Source organism: Shewanella sp. GJ50-10, from assembly GCF_055808815.1.
On record NZ_JBVVSS010000001.1, the window covers coordinates 3,990,028 to 4,010,284 of the forward strand.

11 protein-coding genes are annotated in these 20,257 nt (G+C 39.9%); 3 read left to right on the top strand and 8 right to left on the bottom strand.

The features are described 5' to 3' along the window. Positions 1 to 47 precede the first annotated feature (47 nt). From AC0L4E_RS16760 to ampD, 7 genes are all read right to left on the bottom strand, one after another. Positions 48 to 4,412: an EAL domain-containing protein gene (locus AC0L4E_RS16760; RefSeq protein ID WP_473680347.1), complete on the bottom strand. Its 4,365-nt coding sequence runs from the start codon at positions 4,410 to 4,412 to the stop codon at positions 48 to 50. Positions 4,413 to 4,700: 288 nt separating this feature from the next. Continuing rightward, on the bottom strand, positions 4,701 to 6,128 hold the full coding sequence (lpdA, locus tag AC0L4E_RS16765) for a dihydrolipoyl dehydrogenase (protein ID WP_153913826.1): 1,428 nt from the start codon (positions 6,126 to 6,128) through the stop codon (positions 4,701 to 4,703). A 156-nt stretch (positions 6,129 to 6,284) separates the two neighbouring features. Beyond that, positions 6,285 to 8,258 carry a dihydrolipoyllysine-residue acetyltransferase gene (aceF, locus tag AC0L4E_RS16770; protein WP_473680349.1) on the bottom strand — a complete coding sequence of 658 codons (1,974 nt, stop codon included), beginning with the start codon at positions 8,256 to 8,258 and terminating at the stop codon, positions 6,285 to 6,287. 11 nt (positions 8,259 to 8,269) lie between these two features. Beyond that, on the bottom strand, positions 8,270 to 10,933 hold the full coding sequence (aceE, locus tag AC0L4E_RS16775) for a pyruvate dehydrogenase (acetyl-transferring), homodimeric type (protein ID WP_220755050.1): 2,664 nt from the start codon (positions 10,931 to 10,933) through the stop codon (positions 8,270 to 8,272). 75 nt (positions 10,934 to 11,008) lie between these two features. Further along, on the bottom strand, positions 11,009 to 11,761 hold the full coding sequence (gene pdhR, locus AC0L4E_RS16780; protein WP_102527414.1) for a pyruvate dehydrogenase complex transcriptional repressor PdhR: 753 nt from the start codon (positions 11,759 to 11,761) through the stop codon (positions 11,009 to 11,011). A 462-nt stretch (positions 11,762 to 12,223) separates the two neighbouring features. Next, a complete protein-coding gene (gene ampE / locus AC0L4E_RS16785) occupies positions 12,224 to 13,075 on the bottom strand; it encodes a beta-lactamase regulator AmpE (protein WP_473680351.1) in 852 nt (283 codons plus the stop codon). A 150-nt stretch (positions 13,076 to 13,225) separates the two neighbouring features. Further along, positions 13,226 to 13,765, bottom strand: a complete 540-nt coding sequence (ampD, locus tag AC0L4E_RS16790) for a 1,6-anhydro-N-acetylmuramyl-L-alanine amidase AmpD (protein ID WP_473681720.1) — start codon at positions 13,763 to 13,765, stop codon at positions 13,226 to 13,228. 257 nt (positions 13,766 to 14,022) lie between these two features. Here ampD and nadC point away from each other — a divergent pair, with 257 nt between their 5' ends. Further along, the gene (nadC, locus tag AC0L4E_RS16795; RefSeq protein WP_473680353.1) at positions 14,023 to 14,901 is read left to right on the top strand and encodes a carboxylating nicotinate-nucleotide diphosphorylase; all 879 of its coding nucleotides are present in this window, start codon (positions 14,023 to 14,025) and stop codon (positions 14,899 to 14,901) included. A 1,036-nt stretch (positions 14,902 to 15,937) separates the two neighbouring features. Beyond that, positions 15,938 to 16,306, top strand: coding sequence for a prepilin-type N-terminal cleavage/methylation domain-containing protein (locus AC0L4E_RS16800; RefSeq protein WP_473680355.1), 369 nt, complete (start codon positions 15,938 to 15,940; stop codon positions 16,304 to 16,306). Between the two features lie 128 nt (positions 16,307 to 16,434). Here the strand turns inward: AC0L4E_RS16800 and AC0L4E_RS16805 are convergent, their stop codons facing one another. Next, a complete protein-coding gene (locus tag AC0L4E_RS16805) occupies positions 16,435 to 17,586 on the bottom strand; it encodes an O-antigen ligase family protein (protein ID WP_473680357.1) in 1,152 nt (383 codons plus the stop codon). Between the two features lie 910 nt (positions 17,587 to 18,496). On the opposite strand from AC0L4E_RS16805, the gene pilB reads away from it, so the two are divergent. Beyond that, entirely contained in the window at positions 18,497 to 20,206 is a 1,710-nt protein-coding gene (gene pilB, locus AC0L4E_RS16810; RefSeq protein ID WP_473680359.1) for a type IV-A pilus assembly ATPase PilB, read from the top strand. Positions 20,207 to 20,257 lie beyond the last annotated feature (51 nt).

Here is a 20,257-nt window from a genome sequence, read left to right on the forward strand (position 1 = left end):
AACATTAATAAAACCTTTCAAACCAAGAATTAACAACCCAAGCTATATTAATCATTCTTACCAGTAAGATTTGATGATAAACCGATAAAGCGATCTAGCTGGTTTCTTGGCATTGGCTTAGCGAAGTAATAGCCTTGAATAATGTAACAACCACGACTAAATACTTGTTCCATCTGTTCATAGGACTCAACACCTTCAGCAACTACGTGCAATTTAAGGTTTCTAGCAAGTTCAATAATACTGCTTACAATCGCTTGGTCAGCTTCATTGGTAGCAATATCGATCAAAAATGAACGATCAATTTTTAAGGTATTAACTTCAAAATGTCGCAAGTAAGCTAGAGATGAATAACCTGTACCAAAATCATCAATCGCCACTTCAATGCCCAGCTGCTTAAGCTGAGTTAAGTGAGAGTTAGCAATTTGCATTTCCTTCATCAAAACCCCTTCAGTGATTTCAATGGCCAAACATTTCGGCGGTATCCCCGTATCAGCTAAAATAGTTTTTAAACTATCAATAAAATCAGTTTGCCTAAACTGCACTGCCGAGACGTTGACCGAAAGCTGAAATGGTTCGTCGTACAATTCATTCCAACGAGCCCCATCCACGCAAGCTTGTCTGAGCACCCAGCGATCTATATCAATAATCAGTCCACAGGACTCTGCCACTTTGATGAAAATATCAGGGCGAATAAAGCCATCTTGTGGATGTCGCCAACGAATAAGCGCCTCCATGCCGATAAATCTATCGCCATGTAAAATATCAATTTGTGGCTGATAAAATAGCTCAAGATCATTGTTCTCTAGCGCTTTACGAAGTTCTGATTCTATTCTCAGGTGATACTGAGCCTCAGCGTTTCTCTCTGCTGAGTAATATTGAAAATTACCGCGGCCTTCTTCTTTAGCATGGTACATTGCCAAGTCAGCATTTTTAATCAAGGTTTCGGGATCTAGGGTATCTTCTGGCCAAATACTGATACCAATACTGGTGGAAACAAAGAACTCACGACCGAACAACCTAAATGGTGCGCAGATTTCCTGCAGTATGGTTTCAGCGACCAAGTTGACTTGATCAACATCGTTTGCATTTCTCAGTAAAATAACAAACTCATCGCCGCCAAAACGACATACTAAGTGTTGTTCTCCCACACTATTTTGCAAGCGTTTAGCTGCCTCCACCAGCAAGGCATCACCCATGCTATGTCCGTAGGAGTCATTCACATGCTTAAAACGATCTAAATCTAAAAATAGTAACGCGAGTTTTTCACCAAACTGGTTGGCATTATCAGTAATGTTGGTCAGTTTACGATTGAACATCGAACGATTAGCCAGTCCTGTGAGCACATCATAATTGGCAAGGTTTCGTAAATTTGATTCGTTTTCTTTACGGCTGGTAATATCAGAAAATACCACCACGTAATGCTGCGCAACCCCTTGTTTATCCAGCATCACCGAAATATTTATCCACACAGGGAAGGACTGATTATGCTCTCTGATAAAAGTGAGTTCGCCATTCCAAGAGCGCTCAGTAACCAACAAATCATCTATATTATAAGACTGATTACTTGAGTGCATGAGTGATTCAAAAGATTGGCCAATGAGCTTGTCTTGCATGCAATGTAATAAGGTATTGGCCGCAGCATTAACGACTTTGATGCACTTTTCGCTATCAAGAATCAACATGCCTTCTGAGGTGTTTTCAAATGCTTTTGCCAATAAATCAATTTCGTTTTGTAATTCTCTTTGCTCAGAAATTTCAGTATAGATGCCTGCTACGCGCTCTAATTGGGCGGTTTCTGAATTACGAGAAACCATTCGTCCACGGATCCGCAGCCACCCAATCACACCGGGAGCTCTATGATAACGAAACTCGATATCGACAGCATTTTGATTACCTTTCAACAGTGCCAACCATTGCTGATGAACCGCGTCTTTATCTTCTTCAATAATAGGCAAATCGGGTAAATAATATGAAAACTGTCTTCGCTCGCCTAAGATCCCAGATTTATTTTCAAAATGAATTTGGTTTGATTCACTATCCCACTCCCATAAATCTGAGTCACTACCGCGCAATGATTGACGTAACTTATCTTCACTCTCTCTTAGCGCCGAGTTAATCCCAATAACGCGCTGGACTTGTTTTTGGCGTAACCACACCGATGAAAAAGCGATGAACAAAATAATAAATAGTACAACGGCTTTAAACCATTGAGATGCCCACCAATACTGCTCAACTTCAAACTCGAATTGGAAAGGCTCATTTGCCCAAACACCGTGACGTTGATGAAGTAGTTCTAAGGTGTAAACTCCCGCTTTGAGGTCGGCAATGTTAATTTGTGTTTGACCTACTAGAGAGATATAGCGTGGAATTTCAGCAGAGTCTTGTGACACTAAACGATACTTAAGACTCATTGATGCAGTGTTGACGTAATCAAATGTTGTCATTTGAAAACTGATTAGCTTGGCATCAGGGCGAACTTTATCGAATGAGCTTGGCAGTAAATTGAGCTCTGTATGCCCTTCATAAAAGACTGATATAGATTCAAGGAAAATATCATCCTCTTCCACACGCTGAGTCAGTTTGTCCACATCTATCAGCATTGCACCATCTGGACTGCCTAAGTAAAGCCCTAAATTCTCATCATAAAAAGCTGCTGATTCATTAAACTCTGAGGAAATAAAACCGTCATTGGCGGCAAATACTTCAATTTCCTTGGTCGCTCGGTTTTGACGAATAACGCTCGACGAACATCCCACCACATTGTACTTAGCAAGTTGTTGAATGAAATAAATTGTCGAGCACTCAGCGTTCCACATTTCATTGACCGACACGACGCTATTTGTTCTGGTATTAAATTGGATTAACCCATCTTGATAGGTACCAAGCCATAAATGTTCTTCATCGATATTAATGATGTTATTAATAGAAATATTACTGAATTGGCTGATTAATATATCGGCAAGTGAATTGAACTGGTTATATTGATCAAAATATCCAAAAAATTTTTCACCTCCCACCCACAGTCGATGTGCTTTATCCCGATACACACTACTGATATTAACTGTACGCTGGCTATTATTATCATCAAATAAGGGAATCGAAACGATGTCATTAAGTTCTGGTTCCCAATAATAAAGATTATTAAACGCTCCCCACCAAATTCTGCCTTCTATATAGGGATCTTGATAAGCCGTGAATAAAGCTTCTCCCCTAAGGCCATCACTTAATGCTGCAAACTGTTCAAAGGCCACTTGTTCATCTGATTGCTTGTTATAAACAAAAACACCGTTAGTCGTAGCAATGGCAATATGTTTGTCACCTAACTCTGTGATCCCATAAACTGAGTCACTGGCTTCAAACCCAGCAGGTAGGTGCAAACTAGAACTAACGTTTTGCTTATCAACAATCAATAATCCACCATCGCCGCCAAGCCAAACTTTTTCAGGCTCGGCAAAAATGCTCCAAATCATTTCATCTTGTAGGCGGTATTTTGAAGCTTTATTAAAGTAATCAATTAGAAAATCAGGTTTTACCGCTAGTAGGGCTAATCCCTCACCAGAACCACCAACCCAAATCAAATCATGTGAATCCACTGCGATATAGTCGACGTAATCAATATCGGTATGGAGCTTCAATTGATCTTTATAGGACTCGATGCTGCCATCTGCAGGATTAAATGAAAATAGCCCTGATGTAGTAGTCATCCATAACAAACCGCGGCTATCCTCTACAAGTTGGCGAATGTTATATGGCGCTGCAGATATAGGTTCAAATGAGTTATTGGCAATATCAGCTTTAAATAGCCCTTTACTGGTATATACCCACACATTGCCTACTGAATCAACGTAAGTTCCTCGTACAGAAATATCATCTCCCCAATCGAGTTGCTTGATTAATTCACCTTGATAATCTCTGACTTCGATTTGATAACGAGAAGAATAGATAAATTTGTTAGCAGTGAGTTGACTAACACTATTCCAAGTCAGCCTATCGTCGAGCTTATATTGATGAATTAATTTGAGTTGTAAGCTGTTTGCATCAAGCTCAAACATTCCTCCAGATAAGGTCAATAATGCTAAGTTGCCATTATTCAGTTGAGTATATGCATTGATATAGTCATCTAAAAAAGTATTTGTTGGACCTAGTAAGTCTGAAAATTGATTCTTTTGTATATCGTAGAGGACAAGCGAGGTAAGTGTACCTATGAGTAAGTGCGTTTTATCAACTTTAGCGAGGAAGTTAATGTTTTCATCAGTTAGTGCATTAGCCGTATTAGGCTGGTCAATTCGGCGAACGACCGAACTACTGACCCTAAAAAGCCCTTGTTCAGTGCCAAGCCAAACATAACCATAGTCATCGAACTCAATATCATTAATGGTGTAATTAGCTAAGCCATCTTGAACATTGAACAACCGCTGAACCACATTAACAGCATAAGCTTGAGTGCAAAAAATGATTGTGACGCATATGACTGTAAAAAACCGTTGAACGCTTTTTATCATTATTAGGTAGGCACTCTTAAAAACACGATGAAAAATTTCGTTGTGAGTTTCCATGCAAAAATAACGTTGGCTTCATGCCTGCAACAAACCAGTATTTAAAATATCATTATTGATACAGATTTTAAATACATCACTTACATGTAAATTTAGACCAAAAAAAAGCACCCCGAAAGGTGCTTTAATACAATTATTTACAAGTTACTTTTTCTTCTTTGCTTTTGGGTTTGGCAAATCAGTAATTGAACCTTCGTAAACTTCAGCAGCAAGACCTACTGATTCATGTAATGTTGGGTGAGCATGGATAGTTAATGCTAAATCTTCAGCATCACAACCCATTTCAATTGCTAGGCCAATTTCACCTAGTAATTCGCCACCGTTAACACCAACAACTGCACCACCAATTACGCGGTGAGTTTCTTTGTCGAAGATTAACTTAGTCATACCATCGCTAGCGTCTGAAGCAATTGCACGGCCACTTGCTGCCCAAGGGAAGCTTGCTGTTTCGTATGCAACGCCTTGCTCTTTTGCTTCTTTCTCAGTTAAACCTACCCACGCAACTTCTGGGTCAGTGTAAGCGATTGAAGGAATAACTTTAGGGTCGAAGAAATGCTTAAGGCCTGAAATAACTTCAGCAGCAACATGACCTTCATGCACACCTTTATGAGCCAACATTGGTTGACCAACGATATCACCGATAGCGAAGATGTTAGGTACGTTAGTACGTAACTGCTTATCAACATTGATGAAGCCACGCTCATCAACATTGACACCCGCTTTCTCAGCGTCAATTGATTTACCGTTTGGTGTACGGCCAATAGCCACAAGTACTGCATCGTATCGGATAGGCTCAGCTGGTGCTTTTTTGCCTTCCATTGTGACGTAAATACCGTCTTCTTTCGCTTCAACTGCTGTCACTTTCGTTTCAAGCATCAAGTTGAACTTCTTCTTGATCTTCTTAGTGAAGATACGAACGATATCTTTATCTGCTGCAGGAATAACTTGGTCGAACATTTCAACCACGTCAATTTCACTGCCGATTGAAGAGTAAACTGTACCCATTTCTAGGCCAATAATACCGCCACCCATAACTAACAATTTACCTGGAACTTCTTTAAGTTCTAGTGCGTCAGTAGAATCCCAAATACGTGGGTCTTCATGTGGAATAAACGGTAATTCGATTGGACGAGAACCCGCAGCAATAATAGCGTGTTCAAAGTTGATCACTTTAACGCCGTCTTCACCTTGTACTTCGATAGTGTTTGGTGAAGTGAATTTACCGTAGCCGTTAACCACATCAACTTTACGCATTTTAGACATTCCGCCTAAACCGCCAGTTAACTGACCAACAACTTTTTCTTTAAAGCCGCGAAGTTTTTCTAAATCAATCGTTGGCTCACCAAATACAACACCGTGATGCGCAACTTCTTTCGCTTCTTCGATTACTTTAGCGACATGTAAAAGTGCTTTTGATGGGATACAACCCACATTCAAACAAACACCGCCTAACGTACTAAAACGTTCAACAATAACCGTTTCTAAACCTAAATCTGCAGCTCGGAATGCTGCTGAATAGCCTGCAGGGCCTGAACCAAGTACTACTACCTGAGTTTTGATTTCGTTACTCATGTTTTCCTCTATTTTTCTCTTGTTGGCGGAAAAACCGTCCAAACTGCAAAATGTGGGCAAATCTTGTAAGGTGGCCGCATTTTACCCTTTGTTTGATACTGATCACAATCCTGTGACGAGATAAAAAAGGCTGCTCACAGTGAGCAGCCTTTTTCTTTACAAAATTAACGTACGGATGTCGCTAAGAATGCTAGATAATGTCACGCTGAAGCGCGCTGCCATTGCACCATCAATTACACGATGATCGTATGATAACGACAGTGGCAACATGAGCTTAGGCTCAAAGTCACTACCGTTCCATTTAGGCTTCATTTCAGACTTAGACACACCTAAAATAGCCACATCAGGATAGTTAACGATTGGGGTAAACGCTGTACCACCAATGCCACCTAAACTTGAGATAGTAAAACAGCTACCTTGCATATCAGCAGACTTAAGCTTGCCATCACGAGCACGAACAGAAATGTCCATTAGCTCGCGAGATAGCTCAACAATGCCTTTCTTATCAACGTCACGTACAACAGGAACCATCAAGCCATTTGGCGTATCTACTGCAACACCAATGTGGAAGTATTTCTTCTGGATTAATGACTCACCATCAGCACTTAAGCTTGAGTTAAACACTGGGAATTCAGCCAATGTTTTTGCTACTGCTTTCATCATAAAGACTAGCGGAGTGATCTTGTAATCAGCTTTCTTTTTCGCTGCAAGTGTATTCTGCTCTTTACGGAATGCTTCTAACTCAGTTATATCAGCTTCATCAAATTGCGTCACATGTGGAATCGTGACCCAGTTGCGGTGTAAGTTTGGTCCAGAGATTTTCTGGATACGGCTTAATGGAATCTCTTCCACTTCACCGAACTTGCTGAAATCAACTTTAGGAGCAGCAATCACATTTAGACCACCCGCGCCACCAGCAACAGCCGTTGCAGCAGACGCTTTAGGGCGGCTAAGTTCATACTTAATAAATGCTTGAACATCTTCTTTAAGAATACGTCCTTTACGGCCTGTACCTTTAACTAAAGTCAGGTCAGCACCAAATTCACGCGCTAAGCGGCGAACGGCAGGTGATGCATGCACAGCACCGGTTTTAGGTTGGCTGCCCGCACTTGGATGATGCGGTACTGGCGCTGCTTTAGTTGGAGTCGGAGCTGCAACAGGTGCTGGCGCACTCGCAACAGGAGCAGGAGCCGAGGCTGGCGCAGCGACTGGAGCAGAAGATACAGTTTCTACAGTAGCAATAATGCTGCCTTGAGAAACTTTGTCGCCCACATTAACAGTTAAACTAATCAGCTTACCTGCAAATGGTGCTGGCACTTCCATTGTCGCTTTATCAGTTTCAAGGGTAATTAAGCCTGTATCAACTTCAAGTACGTCACCGACCGCAACAAGCACTTCAATGACGTCAACATCAGAAGCATCACCAATATCTGGTACAGCAACTTCTTTAACTTCAACTGTACTAGCTGCAGGAGCCGCTGGTGCTGGAGCACTTGTAGCTGCACTTGCAACAGAAGCATCATTTGTACCTGGCGCCGCAGCGCCTACTTCTAGCATGAGCACTAAAGAGCCTTGAGACACTTTATCTCCAACCACAACTTTAAGCTCTTTAACCACACCAGCTGAAGGTGCTGGCACCTCCATGGTAGCTTTGTCAGTTTCAAGCGTAATTAAACCTGTATCAGCTTCAATGGTTTCACCAATGCTGACCAATACTTCAATAATATCGACATTTTCAGCATCACCGATATCAGGCACAGTCACTTCAATAACTTCAATACCAGCAGTTGATGCTGGAGCTTCACTAACAGGTGCAACTGGAGCAACTTCCGGTTTAGGAGCTGGCGCAGCAACAGGTGCAGGTTGAGCCGCTTCAGCAGGAGCAGATGCTGCACCAGCGTTAAGCATAGCAATCAGCTTACCTTCTGAAATAGTGTCACCTACAGCGACTTTAAGTTCAGCAACAGTGCCAGCAAACGGCGCTGGAATATCCATTGTGGCTTTATCGCTTTCAACCGTAACAATCGAATCTTCTGCAGCGATTTCATCACCCACTGCAACACAGACTTCAATAACCTGAACTTCATCACCACCGATATCAGGAACCAAAACTTCTTTTAATTCAGCCATTTTGTTTCTCTCTATGCGAACTGTGGATTGATCTTATCAACGTCGATACCATATTCTTTGATGGCTTTAGTAAGCACATCAACTGGTATTTCGTTACGGTCAACAAGGGCTTTAAGTGAAGCAATAACAATGAACTTAGCATCAACTTCAAAGTGGTGACGTAAGTTGTCACGGCTATCACTGCGGCCGAAACCGTCAGTACCAAGTACTTTGTAGTCAGTTGGGATGTAAGCACGTAATTGCTCGCCGTAAATCTTCATATAATCTGTTGCTACAATGGCAGGTGCATCTTTAGATAACACTTCAGCAATATATGGCACCTTTGGCGCTTCAGTTGGGTGCAGCATGTTATAACGCTCAACAGCTTGACCATCACGAGTTAGCTCGTTAAAGCTAGTAACACTGAATACGTCAGCAGTGATACCGAAATCTTTCGACAATGCTACAGCCGCTTTGCGAACTTGCTCTAAGATAGTACCGCTACCCATTAACTGGACAGAGCCTTTACCACTACCTTGAAGGGTTTCTAACTTGTAGATACCTTTAACAATGCCTTCTTCGCTGCCTTCAGGCATAGCAAGTTGTTCGTAGTTTTCGTTCATCGTTGTTAGGTAGTAGAAAACATCTTCCTGCTCACCATACATACGACGAATACCGTCTTGAACAATCACTGCAATCTCATAACCGTAAGTTGGGTCATAAGAAATACAGTTAGGAATTGTGTTAGCTAATACATGGCTGTGACCATCTTGATGCTGTAGACCTTCACCATTCAATGTCGTACGACCTGATGTACCACCAACCATGAAGCCACGAGCTCGCATATCACCCGCTGCCCATGCCATGTCGCCAATACGTTGAAAACCAAACATCGAGTAGTAGATGTAGAACGGGATCATTGGGGTATCGTTAACTGAGTAACTTGTTGCCGCAGCAACCCAAGATGACATTGCACCTAACTCATTAATACCTTCTTGCAATACTTGACCGGTTTTATCTTCACGGTAGTAAGCAACTTGATCAGAATCCTGTGGCTCGTACTTTTGGCCTTCGTGAGCGTAAATACCCACTTGACGGAATAAGCCTTCCATACCAAAGGTACGCGCTTCATCAGGAATGATCGGTACAATTTGCTTACCGATTTTCTTGTCTTTTAGTAGCGCAGTCAAAATACGAACAAATGACATTGTGCTAGAGATTTGACGACCGTTAGAACCTTTCAATACTGAGTCGAAAATCTTTAATGATGGCACTTCGATATCTTGTGAGAATTTCTCAAGACGCTTAGGCATAGCACCATGTAAAGTTTCACGGCGTGCTTTAAGGTATTTAACTTCTTCTGAATCAGCACCAGGATGATAGTAAGGAATATCTTCTAACTGATCATCGCTAATTGGGATATTGAAACGATCGCGGAAGTATTTAAGCGACTCAACGCCCATTTTCTTCACGTTATGCGCGATGTTTTTACCTTCACCCGCATCACCCATACCGTAACCTTTAACTGTTTTAGCAAGGATTACTGTAGGACGACCTTTGGTGTTTTTAGCATGTTGTAATGCTGCGTAAATCTTAACTGGATCATGACCACCACGGTTCAAGCGCCAAATGTCATCATCTGACATGTTGGCAACCATTTCGGCAGTTTCAGGGTATTTACCAAAGAAGTGCTCACGAGTATAAGCGCCGCCTTTAGCTTTACAGTTTTGGTATTCACCATCTACGGTTTCTTCCATTAACTGCAATAATTTACCGCTAGTATCGCGTGCAAGTAATGGATCCCAGTAGCGACCCCAAATCACTTTAACTGCTTCCCAGCCTGCGCCGCGGAACTCACCTTCTAGCTCTTGAATAATCTTACCGTTACCACGAACAGGGCCATCAAGGCGCTGTAAGTTACAGTTAACGATAAAGACCAAGTTATCTAATTCTTCACGGGCAGCAAGACCGATTGCACCTAATGTTTCAGGCTCGTCACACTCACCATCACCAAGGAAACAATAAACAGTTTGCTCAGAACAATCTTTTAAGCCACGGTCAGTTAAGTACTTAAGGAAGCGTGCTTGATAGATTGCTTGAATCGGACCAAGACCCATCGATACTGTCGGGAACTGCCAGTAATCAGGCATTAATTTAGGATGCGGGTATGAAGATAAACCTTTGCCATCAACTTCTTGACGGAAACCATTCATTTGATCTTCGCTAATGCGGCCTTCAAGGAACGAACGAGAATAAATACCCGGTGCGATATGACCCTGATAATAAACTAAATCGCCGCCGTCTTTTTCGTTCGGTGCACGGAAGAAGTGGTTAAAACACACATCATAAATAGTCGCACTAGAGGCAAAACTAGAAATGTGACCACCTAGCTCTAAATCTTTCTTAGAACCACGTAATACCATTGCAAGGGCATTCCAGCGAACGATAGCACGAATGCGGCGTTCCATTTCCTGATCGCCAGGCATATGTGGTTCTTGGCCTGAAGGAATCGTATTCAAGTAAGCGGTAGTCGCTTTGTATGGTAGATGGGTACCATTGCGGCGAGCTTTATCGATTAATTGTTCAAGTAGAAAATGCGCGCGTTCAGGGCCTTCTTGCTCTAATACCGCTTGCAGTGAATCTACCCACTCTTGAGTTTCTAATGGATCTAAGTCTTGTAGCATATCTTCAGACATGTCGCTGTCCTTCTCTAGATACTGATAATTAATGTGTTTCGGTCAATTTATAATGATTTTTCACTATAATTTGTATCAAACACCGCTCTTTAAACGGCGCAAGCTACGCTGCAACCGACTGTCTTCTTCCCTCACTGACAACATAACTTCTTCGATGTAACTTAAATGTTCATTCGAAGCTTCACGTGCCGCGTCAGGGTCGCGGCGAACGATTGCAGCGAGTAATGCTCGTCTGTGCTCATTCGCCATTGTAGATGCTTCTTCGCGTCGGCTTAGAAGCTCTAAGTTTTGTGCTACGTTTTTGTGCAACACAGGGGTTAAACTAAGTACTAGGTGTAACATCGCCACATTGTGTGATGCTTCAGCTACTGCACGATAAAAACGTACAATCGCATCCGCTTGCGCTTCAACATTCGCTGCGGCTTCCACTTCATTGATTGAACGCTTAATGCTTTGCATATCAGCGTCATTACCACGAAGTGCAGCAAAGTAAGCCATCATTCCTTCTGTTGCATGACGGAACTCCAGTAAGTCGTACTGACTTTCTGAATCGTTATGCATCAATTCAACAATAGGATCGGCTAGGCTCTGCCATAGTTGTTCTTTTACATAGGTGCCACCACCTTGGCGACGCATTAAAAGCCCTTTAGCTTCTAACTTCTGAATAGCTTCGCGCAATGAAGGACGAGACACTTCAAACTGCAAAGCAAGTTCACGCTCTGGCGGTAACTTCTGCCCAGGCTGTAAACTACCTTCAAGGATCATGCGCTCTAACTGCTCCATGATCACATCTGAAATTTTTGGCTGGGTTATTTTGCTATAAGCCATTTGGCCCTCAGCTCCGTTGTCAATTGGTCTTACCAATTTATATGAGATAGCGCACTTTATCAAATCAAACATTTGATGTCTAGTTAGGCTAGTGTTGAATGGATGTTAACTGAAGATTTCAAACGCAACGACTCTTGAACGAATAAGAGCATAACGAAAAAAACCTTCAAAGGGGTCTGACCATTTACTAAACGCTACCACTGAAGGGTTGCGAATCAAATAAAGCTACCTGTAGTGACACTATATGCCATATTTTCTGTTAAACAGTAGCAGTAAATCGTGCAGTTAAAAGGCTAAAAAATAAAAACTGTTTTTCTATTTCAAATTAATATTAGTTATACATTAATTAATATTAATCATTCTGAATCTAACTGTAGCTGTAACTAAAGCTCCAATAAATTAAAGCCAAGTTATTTTAGTTAGCGAGCTAAAGCCCAACTAAAGTCTTAAAGCCCTCAAGCATTAACTAACTAAGCCAAAAATAGTCAGCACAGATAACACTGTCAGCAACAATATAAAGTTACGTTTACTCAGTGCCAGTAAAGCTAATGTCGGTTGGACACATACAGGCGCCGAAGTTGACTCAGGAATGGTTTCTGCAGCCAACGCAGTATAAGAGACAATATTTTTAGCTGAGTTTTTAGCGTTAAAGACTTGCTTGCGCCACTCCGTAACCCCAGATGCAAAATGTCCGCTTAATACAAACCCAAAGCTGAACACTCGACTAGGTAGCCAATCAAGTAAGAATAATAGTTTACCTATAAACGGCATCTCTAATTTATTTTGTTGATTGTACTGTTCATAAAAACGCACCGAGCAATACAGCACTGCGCCAACAGGACCAAAACAAATCAAAAATAAGGCAACAGCACCATAATATCGGTAATTGACCCAAGCTACGGTTTTACCGATTTGACGGCCTAAATCTTTTTCGTCAATAGCGTCTAAACATTCAGTGCAATCTAAGTTTTCAGCATAGTGATAACAAGCCTGAACGTCGCCACGACATGCGGCCAGCATATATTTTTTAAAACTGGCGCGTAGAGACTGATGACTTAAACAAAGGATAGAAATAGCCACCCAAAACAATAGCGTTATTAAATCGTAAAAAACGCCGTCGATAAGAAATAATATTAGAAAAACAATAATGGCAGGAATGAGTACAACGGCAGACACTGCGATTGCAGAATCTAACTTTTTGTCTTTCCAGAATAAATGCTGATATTTGGCTAGCATAGAGTCAAATTGCCAACTCGCTGGCAATAGTTTCAGTCGCTCAACCATTATCGCAATTAATAAAGAAAATAATGCCATGTGACTCCTGTTTACAGCCAAAGAGGTGGAAGCTAAAAATTATCTGTACTTGTATCTAGCTAAGCGCTCATTAACCCTTTAACAAAACGCTCATCATATCTGTTAGGCAAAATTGCAAAGCTCAGTTTATGAACTTGATTGCAGCCTAAACTATATCGACAATAAACGATAGTAACGTTGCCAATCGAAGCTCTGGCCAGGGTCAGTTTTCCGCCCAGGAGCGATATCACAATGCCCTACAATTTGATTTTGGTTAAGCATAGGATATTCATCAAATAACTCCAAGGTTAATTGAGCTAAAACTTGATATTGCTCATTGGCATACGGTTCAGTATCGGTGCCTTCTAGCTCTATGCCAATAGTAAAATCATTACAGTTTTCACGACCATTTAAATTGGATACACCAGCATGCCAAGCTCTATCATCACAACTCACATATTGCACCACTTCACCGTCACGGCGGATCAGAAAATGAGCCGATACTTCAAGTCCCACTAATTCACTAAAACTGGGATCAGCTGCTTCATCAATACAGCCTTGAAATAAGCCATCGATATGAGGCAAACCATAACAACCAGCAGGTAGGCTTATATTGTGGATCACCAAGCCACTAACTTCACTCAAAGGTCGTTGGTTAAAATGCGGTGATTTACATATTCGTGCGCTTTGATGCCAGCCAGCTTCAATCATGTTTTTCATAATATTAATCTGTAGCCTAACTATTTCAGTGTAAGAAGGTAGAAAGATAGTTAAAGAGAATAATACGGGATATTCTATCTATCTTAACAAGCTTAATGTACCCGTTAAATGTACCAGTAAAATGAAAAAGTTCAGCGCTATATTTTAATTTAGCAACTGTGGTAAAGTTGCCACATACCTGTTTTATAATCAGTTAGCACTATACTGCTCTTCTAACTGATGTCGCTGTAATAGCAAGGATTATGCACATGATTGAAAATGACATCCGTCAAGCCGTAAAAACCGCTCTTGATGAAGACTTAGGTCATACCCCTTCTCATACACCACAAGATATTTTAGCCGCTGACATTACAGCGCAACTTATCCCTGCTGATAAATATGCTGAAGCTGTATTAATTACTCGCGAAGAAGGTGTTTTTTGCGGTAAAGCCTGGGCAGAGCAAGTGTTCAATCAACTTGGTGGTACAGTAGCCCTCCATTGGCATGTAGATGACGGAGACTTGCTCGTGCCTAACCAAGTGTTATGTGAATTATCAGGACCAGCGCGAGCCATACTGACTGGTGAGCGCACCGCGATGAACTTCATCCAAACTTTATCTGGCGTCGCAAGTTTAACTAAACTTTACGTCGATAAGCTTGCAGGCACTCACACTCGTTTACTTGATACCCGTAAAACGATTCCGGGACTAAGAACGGCTCAAAAATATGCCGTCACTTGTGGTGGTGGTAAAAATCATCGCATTGGCTTATTTGATGCCTTTTTGATCAAAGAAAACCATATCATGGCCTGCGGCAATATTGATTTAGCGATAAAAGCGGCCAGAAAACTTGATAATGAAAAGCCTGTAGAAGTAGAAGTAGAATCGATTGCAGAGCTAACTGAAGCACTTGAGGCCGGTTCTGACATTATTATGCTAGACAACTTTGATGTCACCATGATGATTGAAGCCGTAAGCTTAAATAATCAATTTAAAGATCAAGGCAAAGGCGCTAAGTTGGAAGTGTCGGGTAATGTCACCATTGATACTATTGCAGACTTTGCTAAAACGGGCGTCGATTACATTTCAGTGGGCGCACTAACTAAGCACGTTAAAGCATTGGATTTATCTTTGAGGTTGAAGTCATAACCAACTCATTTAAACATCATAAACTTAGGCCGATTACAGTCTTTTGTAGACGACATCATTGAATGTTTATGTCATCTTCAATCTGTAGGCCAACTAAAACTAGATAACGTAATTTAAGCACTCTAATCAGAGTGCTTTTTTATGTCTCCTCTATAAAAATGACTTTTAATAGTTCCAACTATCAAAAGTCATTTCGTAATAGATATTTGCCTCAAATAGTATCCAACTCTACATCTTCTATTGTGAAAGGAATAATATAAATCGCTTAATGTAAAAGGCTCTAATGATACCTAATCGTAATTCCCTCAAAATTGCTTACCATTATTTAGCTTCTGATTAAATAGTACATATTTCTATATATTCCAGCAAAGCTGCTAAGCCATAAAATTGACTTATAACAAGTCCAGTCAATAAATCATCTATACCAGCTAAATATGTCACTATTTTGTTGCTAAACCAGTAGCAACAATGTGTTCAATTACACTTTTTACGCTTTTTTTGCACTTTTGTGCGATAAGCTATTCCATTGTTGATAACTTTATACTAACGTTCACTACAGGTGAGTCAGATTTCAAACTCAACTTTTTACAAATTAATTTTCAAAGCGTTACGAAGGTAACTTTCGAAAACTTTGAATAGTTATTTATAAAAGCAACGTTGAATGAAACACTCCGTTAACAACATTCCGATAAAGTTATATTGTTTGTTGCCGTTATAGGTAAAGTGGCGAATATTTAATCTCTACTCTATCCTTTAACAACGAAGCTGTAAGAATTAACTTGTAAGAATGAAGTAATGCATGGGCTCACTAATTTACTTACATAGCAGTTAAGTAACGTCAGTTATATAGCTGTTCAGTTAAGTAGTACCAGACGAGTCATATGTTCAAGTTTTAAAAGTAATAAAAAATACACTAGTTTATTAATGCTAGAAGGATTGCGGTGATAGGACACCAATCAACATACCTAAGGGCCTTTAGTTATGTTGAATTTCACGGATTAGAACAACCCTGAAGCAACACATAGAGAGATAAAAAATGAAAAGCATTAACCAAATCAAAAACGCTAAGGGTTTTACTCTTATTGAATTAATGATCGTAGTAGCGATCATCGGTATTCTTGCAGCAATCGCATTGCCTGCTTATAAAGACTATGTAAACAAGGGTAATATTAACTCTTGCCTTGGTGAAGCTTCTGCGGCAACAAAAGCACATGCAGCGGCAATCTGGGCTGAATTGGATGCTGCTGATATACCTGCATATACTCCTAAAGCTTGTACTAGCGGACCAACATTCCCAACTACCACAGCTACATTAACTGGCACCGGAACATTCACAGCTCCAGATCAAGATTCAACAACCATTACTTGTAATTGGGACACAACTACTTGTGCTGCAGGTAGTTAATATACTTCTGTAAAACGAACACCACTTCGGTGTTCGTTTTATTTTGCTTCTGTTCATAATTATCGGTCTTATCAATAACCGCTTAATTTTAGCCAATCAGCCAATCAGCCAATCAGCCAATCAGCCAATCAGCCAATCAGCCCATTTAACCAAATTCTAGGAAATAAAGCCGGTAACAATTGTTCATGCTGAAGAGTGCCGATTATCAAACTACATCCAGCCAAAATTAAAATAAAAAGCACAAATGGAGTATATACCCCTACTTTGTAGTATCCCGAATCTTTATCCTGAAAAATTATTGCTACCAAAAACATCAATAACATTTGCGAAAATGGCATCACAATGACTCCACTAAATAAGGAGTAAACTAATCCTGATACAATAGAAAATACAATAGGCGCAATGTCCTGTTCTGTATTACTATTTAATTTTTTCAATTGCTTACTAAGGTAATATATAACACCAAACACTAAAGTTAAGCATGTTGGGAAACCATATTCATATACTAGTTGAATAACTGAACTGTGAGGGTGAGCATTATATAGTGGCTTACCTTCCCCCCAAGCAAAACTCATTGGACCAAAGCCAAACCAAATGCTATCGAGTACACTTCTAAGACTGTAGAGCCATAAATCTATACGCCCAGAACTCCCCGTTCTTACTTGTAGACTAGTTTCCCCCATTAACCAGCTTGGAATAATAACAATCAAAATAAGCCAAAGACCGAACCCAATAAGTAGCGCCTTTAAACTTGCATAGAGAAATTTTATTCGATTTACTGAAGACAAAAAGCTATATATCAAACAAGTAGAAATAACTAGAGATAGGATCGCCCCTCGAGCTTCTGTTTGGAGTAGCACAACCCAATGCAATGCTATTATGACAATCGTTACTAGGCTATATTTTTTATATTGCGGATGAAAAAAAGGCCAAAATAGTATAGGAATTATCATTACCTGCAGCTGGTTAAAAAAACGAACATTAACATAACCATAGATTAACCCGTGAATATCAAAACTCTTAGCGTCAAAATAGAAGAAACACAGAAATAATAGGTATTTAACTAGTGTAAAAACAGAAAAAACTAAGAAATATAGATAGATACAATAATAAAGCCTGTCTTTTTTAATCCCTCTCATACAAGTCACAAAAATCATAAACAGTACAAATAACAAGCAATAGTTTATAAGCTCAATTCCCCCAAAAAATGGATACTTACTAATCAAAGTGGAAAAAAAAGCTGTTGTAAAAATGATTATTCCTGCTAATTTTACTTGCATTGGAAGTGTCTTAAATTCAATGTTTTTCACAAAAATTAATAACATTGAAAAAAACATACACAACAAATTACGATTAGGCGCTTAAGATCATATTCATTACTAATACCGAATAGATGCATAAACTTATTAGAAAAAATTGTTCCAATTAAGAATCCGCCTCCACAAGTTGCTAACACCACTTTCGAATATGCTTTTAACTCCACGATGTTTCCTTAACTCCAGAATTCGGATAATAACTGCAATACTCTTTTCAGATGCAGAAGAAGCCATAAACTGGAAGTGATTGATTTTTATGTTCCAAAAAAATATCATTATAAGTTATCAATAACTGTCTGAGGGAAGATATCAGGTTTCAGTCCTTTTGAAACGGGAGATTTTAATCTTAGAATTTGTAATTATGATTAGATGTTCTATTACAAAGATTTGTCGAGAATATAATAGTAGCGATATACCTTATTGTTCAACTTAGATAGCACTTAAGTTTTGTATTGAAGCAACGATATGTAGCTAAGAATAACAAAACGAAACAGCATACTCTGTTACGGTTTTGATGAGCAAGGATAAGAGCTCTGAACAAAATAATGTAGCAGCTTAATATAATTAATGTTGCACTTCGAAGTTGAATTCAGGTGATATAATTACTTTTTAGTTCATTGTCGGTGACATTTCAGTGCTTCACGAAGTTAGCAATTAGCCTGCAACTAGTTCATTTTGAAAGTCTTCGAGTACTTGAATAGTTAAAAAATATAAAAACAATCATATTTAAAATAAAGAAAACTATTGTATTTTCACTTTTGGAGCGTTTTAAGCTTTTTAATAATAAAAACATAACCTTAGTTTTGATTGGCATATACCTTTAGTATTGTTACTATTAAGTGAATATTAATACGTAAACTCAAGGATCTGTTTCATGTCATCAACTTCTCTTAACTTAGGGTTATCAGGCCTATTCATAAAGAAAGGTTTACTGACAGAAGAGTTGTTGGCTAAAGCAATATCTAAATCTCGCAAGGATAAATTACCGCTAGTTAGTACCCTTGTATCCGAAAGATTAATTTCGGCTCGTGAGATTGCGGAGTTATGTTACGAAGAGTACGGCACCCCACTTCTCGATTTAAGCGGATATGACATTCAAAATATTCCTGAAGATATTTTGAATAAAAAACTCATCAATAAACATAATTGTTTGCCTTTATTTAAACGTGGTAACAGACTGTATATTGCAATTTCTGATCCTAGCAATATTACCGCATTAGAAGATTTTCAGTTTAGTTTAGGTTTACATGCTGAAGCTATTTTAGTAGAAGATGATAAGTTACAAGCAGTATTAGAAAAACTTGCTGAAGATGATATTTCCGGATTAGACCTTGCGGGGGTCGATGAAGAAGCTCTTGCAAATATGGAAGTTGCTGATACAGAGCGTCATGATGAACCAGCAGGTGAAAGCAGTGATGATGCACCCATTGTTATCTATATTAATAAAATACTGACAGATGCAATTCGCAAAGGAGCCTCTGATTTACATTTCGAGCCCTATGAAAAACGCTACCGTATTCGTTTCCGAATAGATGGTATTTTACATGAAGTATCAGAGCCTCCTGTCAACTTATCAAATCGAATATCGGCTCGCTTAAAAGTTATGTCAAAACTCGACATTGCCGAACGGCGTGTTCCCCAGGATGGCCGAATCAAAATGAAGCTATCACGCACTAAATCAATCGATTTTCGTGTCAGTACTCTCCCCACGATTTGGGGGGAAAAGATAGTAATGCGTATTTTAGACTCATCATCAGCCCAGCTTGGCATCGAAAAGTTAGGCTATGACGACGACCAACGATTACTTTACGAAGAAATGCTTGCTAAACCCCAAGGTATGATTCTAGTAACTGGCCCTACAGGCTCTGGTAAAACAGTTTCCTTGTATACGGGTTTAAATATTCTCAATACCGAAGAACGTAATATTTCAACAGCCGAAGATCCGGTGGAAATTAATTTAGAAGGCGTCAACCAAGTTCATATTAACTTAAAAGCAGGTTTAACCTTTGCGTCTGCATTGCGCTCTTTTCTACGCCAAGATCCTGATGTGGTAATGGTCGGTGAAATTCGAGATTTAGAAACCGCCGAGATCGCCATTAAGGCGGCGCAAACAGGTCATTTGGTGCTATCGACTTTACATACAAATTCAGCTGCTGAAACTCTAACCCGCTTAATTAACATGGGCGTCCCTGGGTATAATATTGCCAGTTCAGTCAATTTAATTATTGCCCAACGTCTTGCTCGTAGGTTATGCCCAGAGTGTAAACAGCCTGAAGATGTCCCTATAGCAGAACTACAACGTCTAGGCTTTACTGAAAAGATTATTAGTACAGGTTTTACCGTATTTAAACCTGTAGGTTGTGAACACTGCTCGGGTGGATACAAAGGTCGTGTGGGTATTTACGAAGTGATGAGAATGACCGACGAAATTGCCCGAACCATTATGGAAGGTGGTAATTCATTACAAATAGCCAAGCAGGCTAAAACTAGTGGTATGCGAGATTTACGCTTATCTGGCTTATTAAAAGTTAGCCAAGGCATTACCAGTATTGCTGAAGTTAACCGAGTTACCAGCTTTGGCTAACTTCAGCTATAATTTCGAATAAACACATCTAGAACATTGCTTTATTGCACA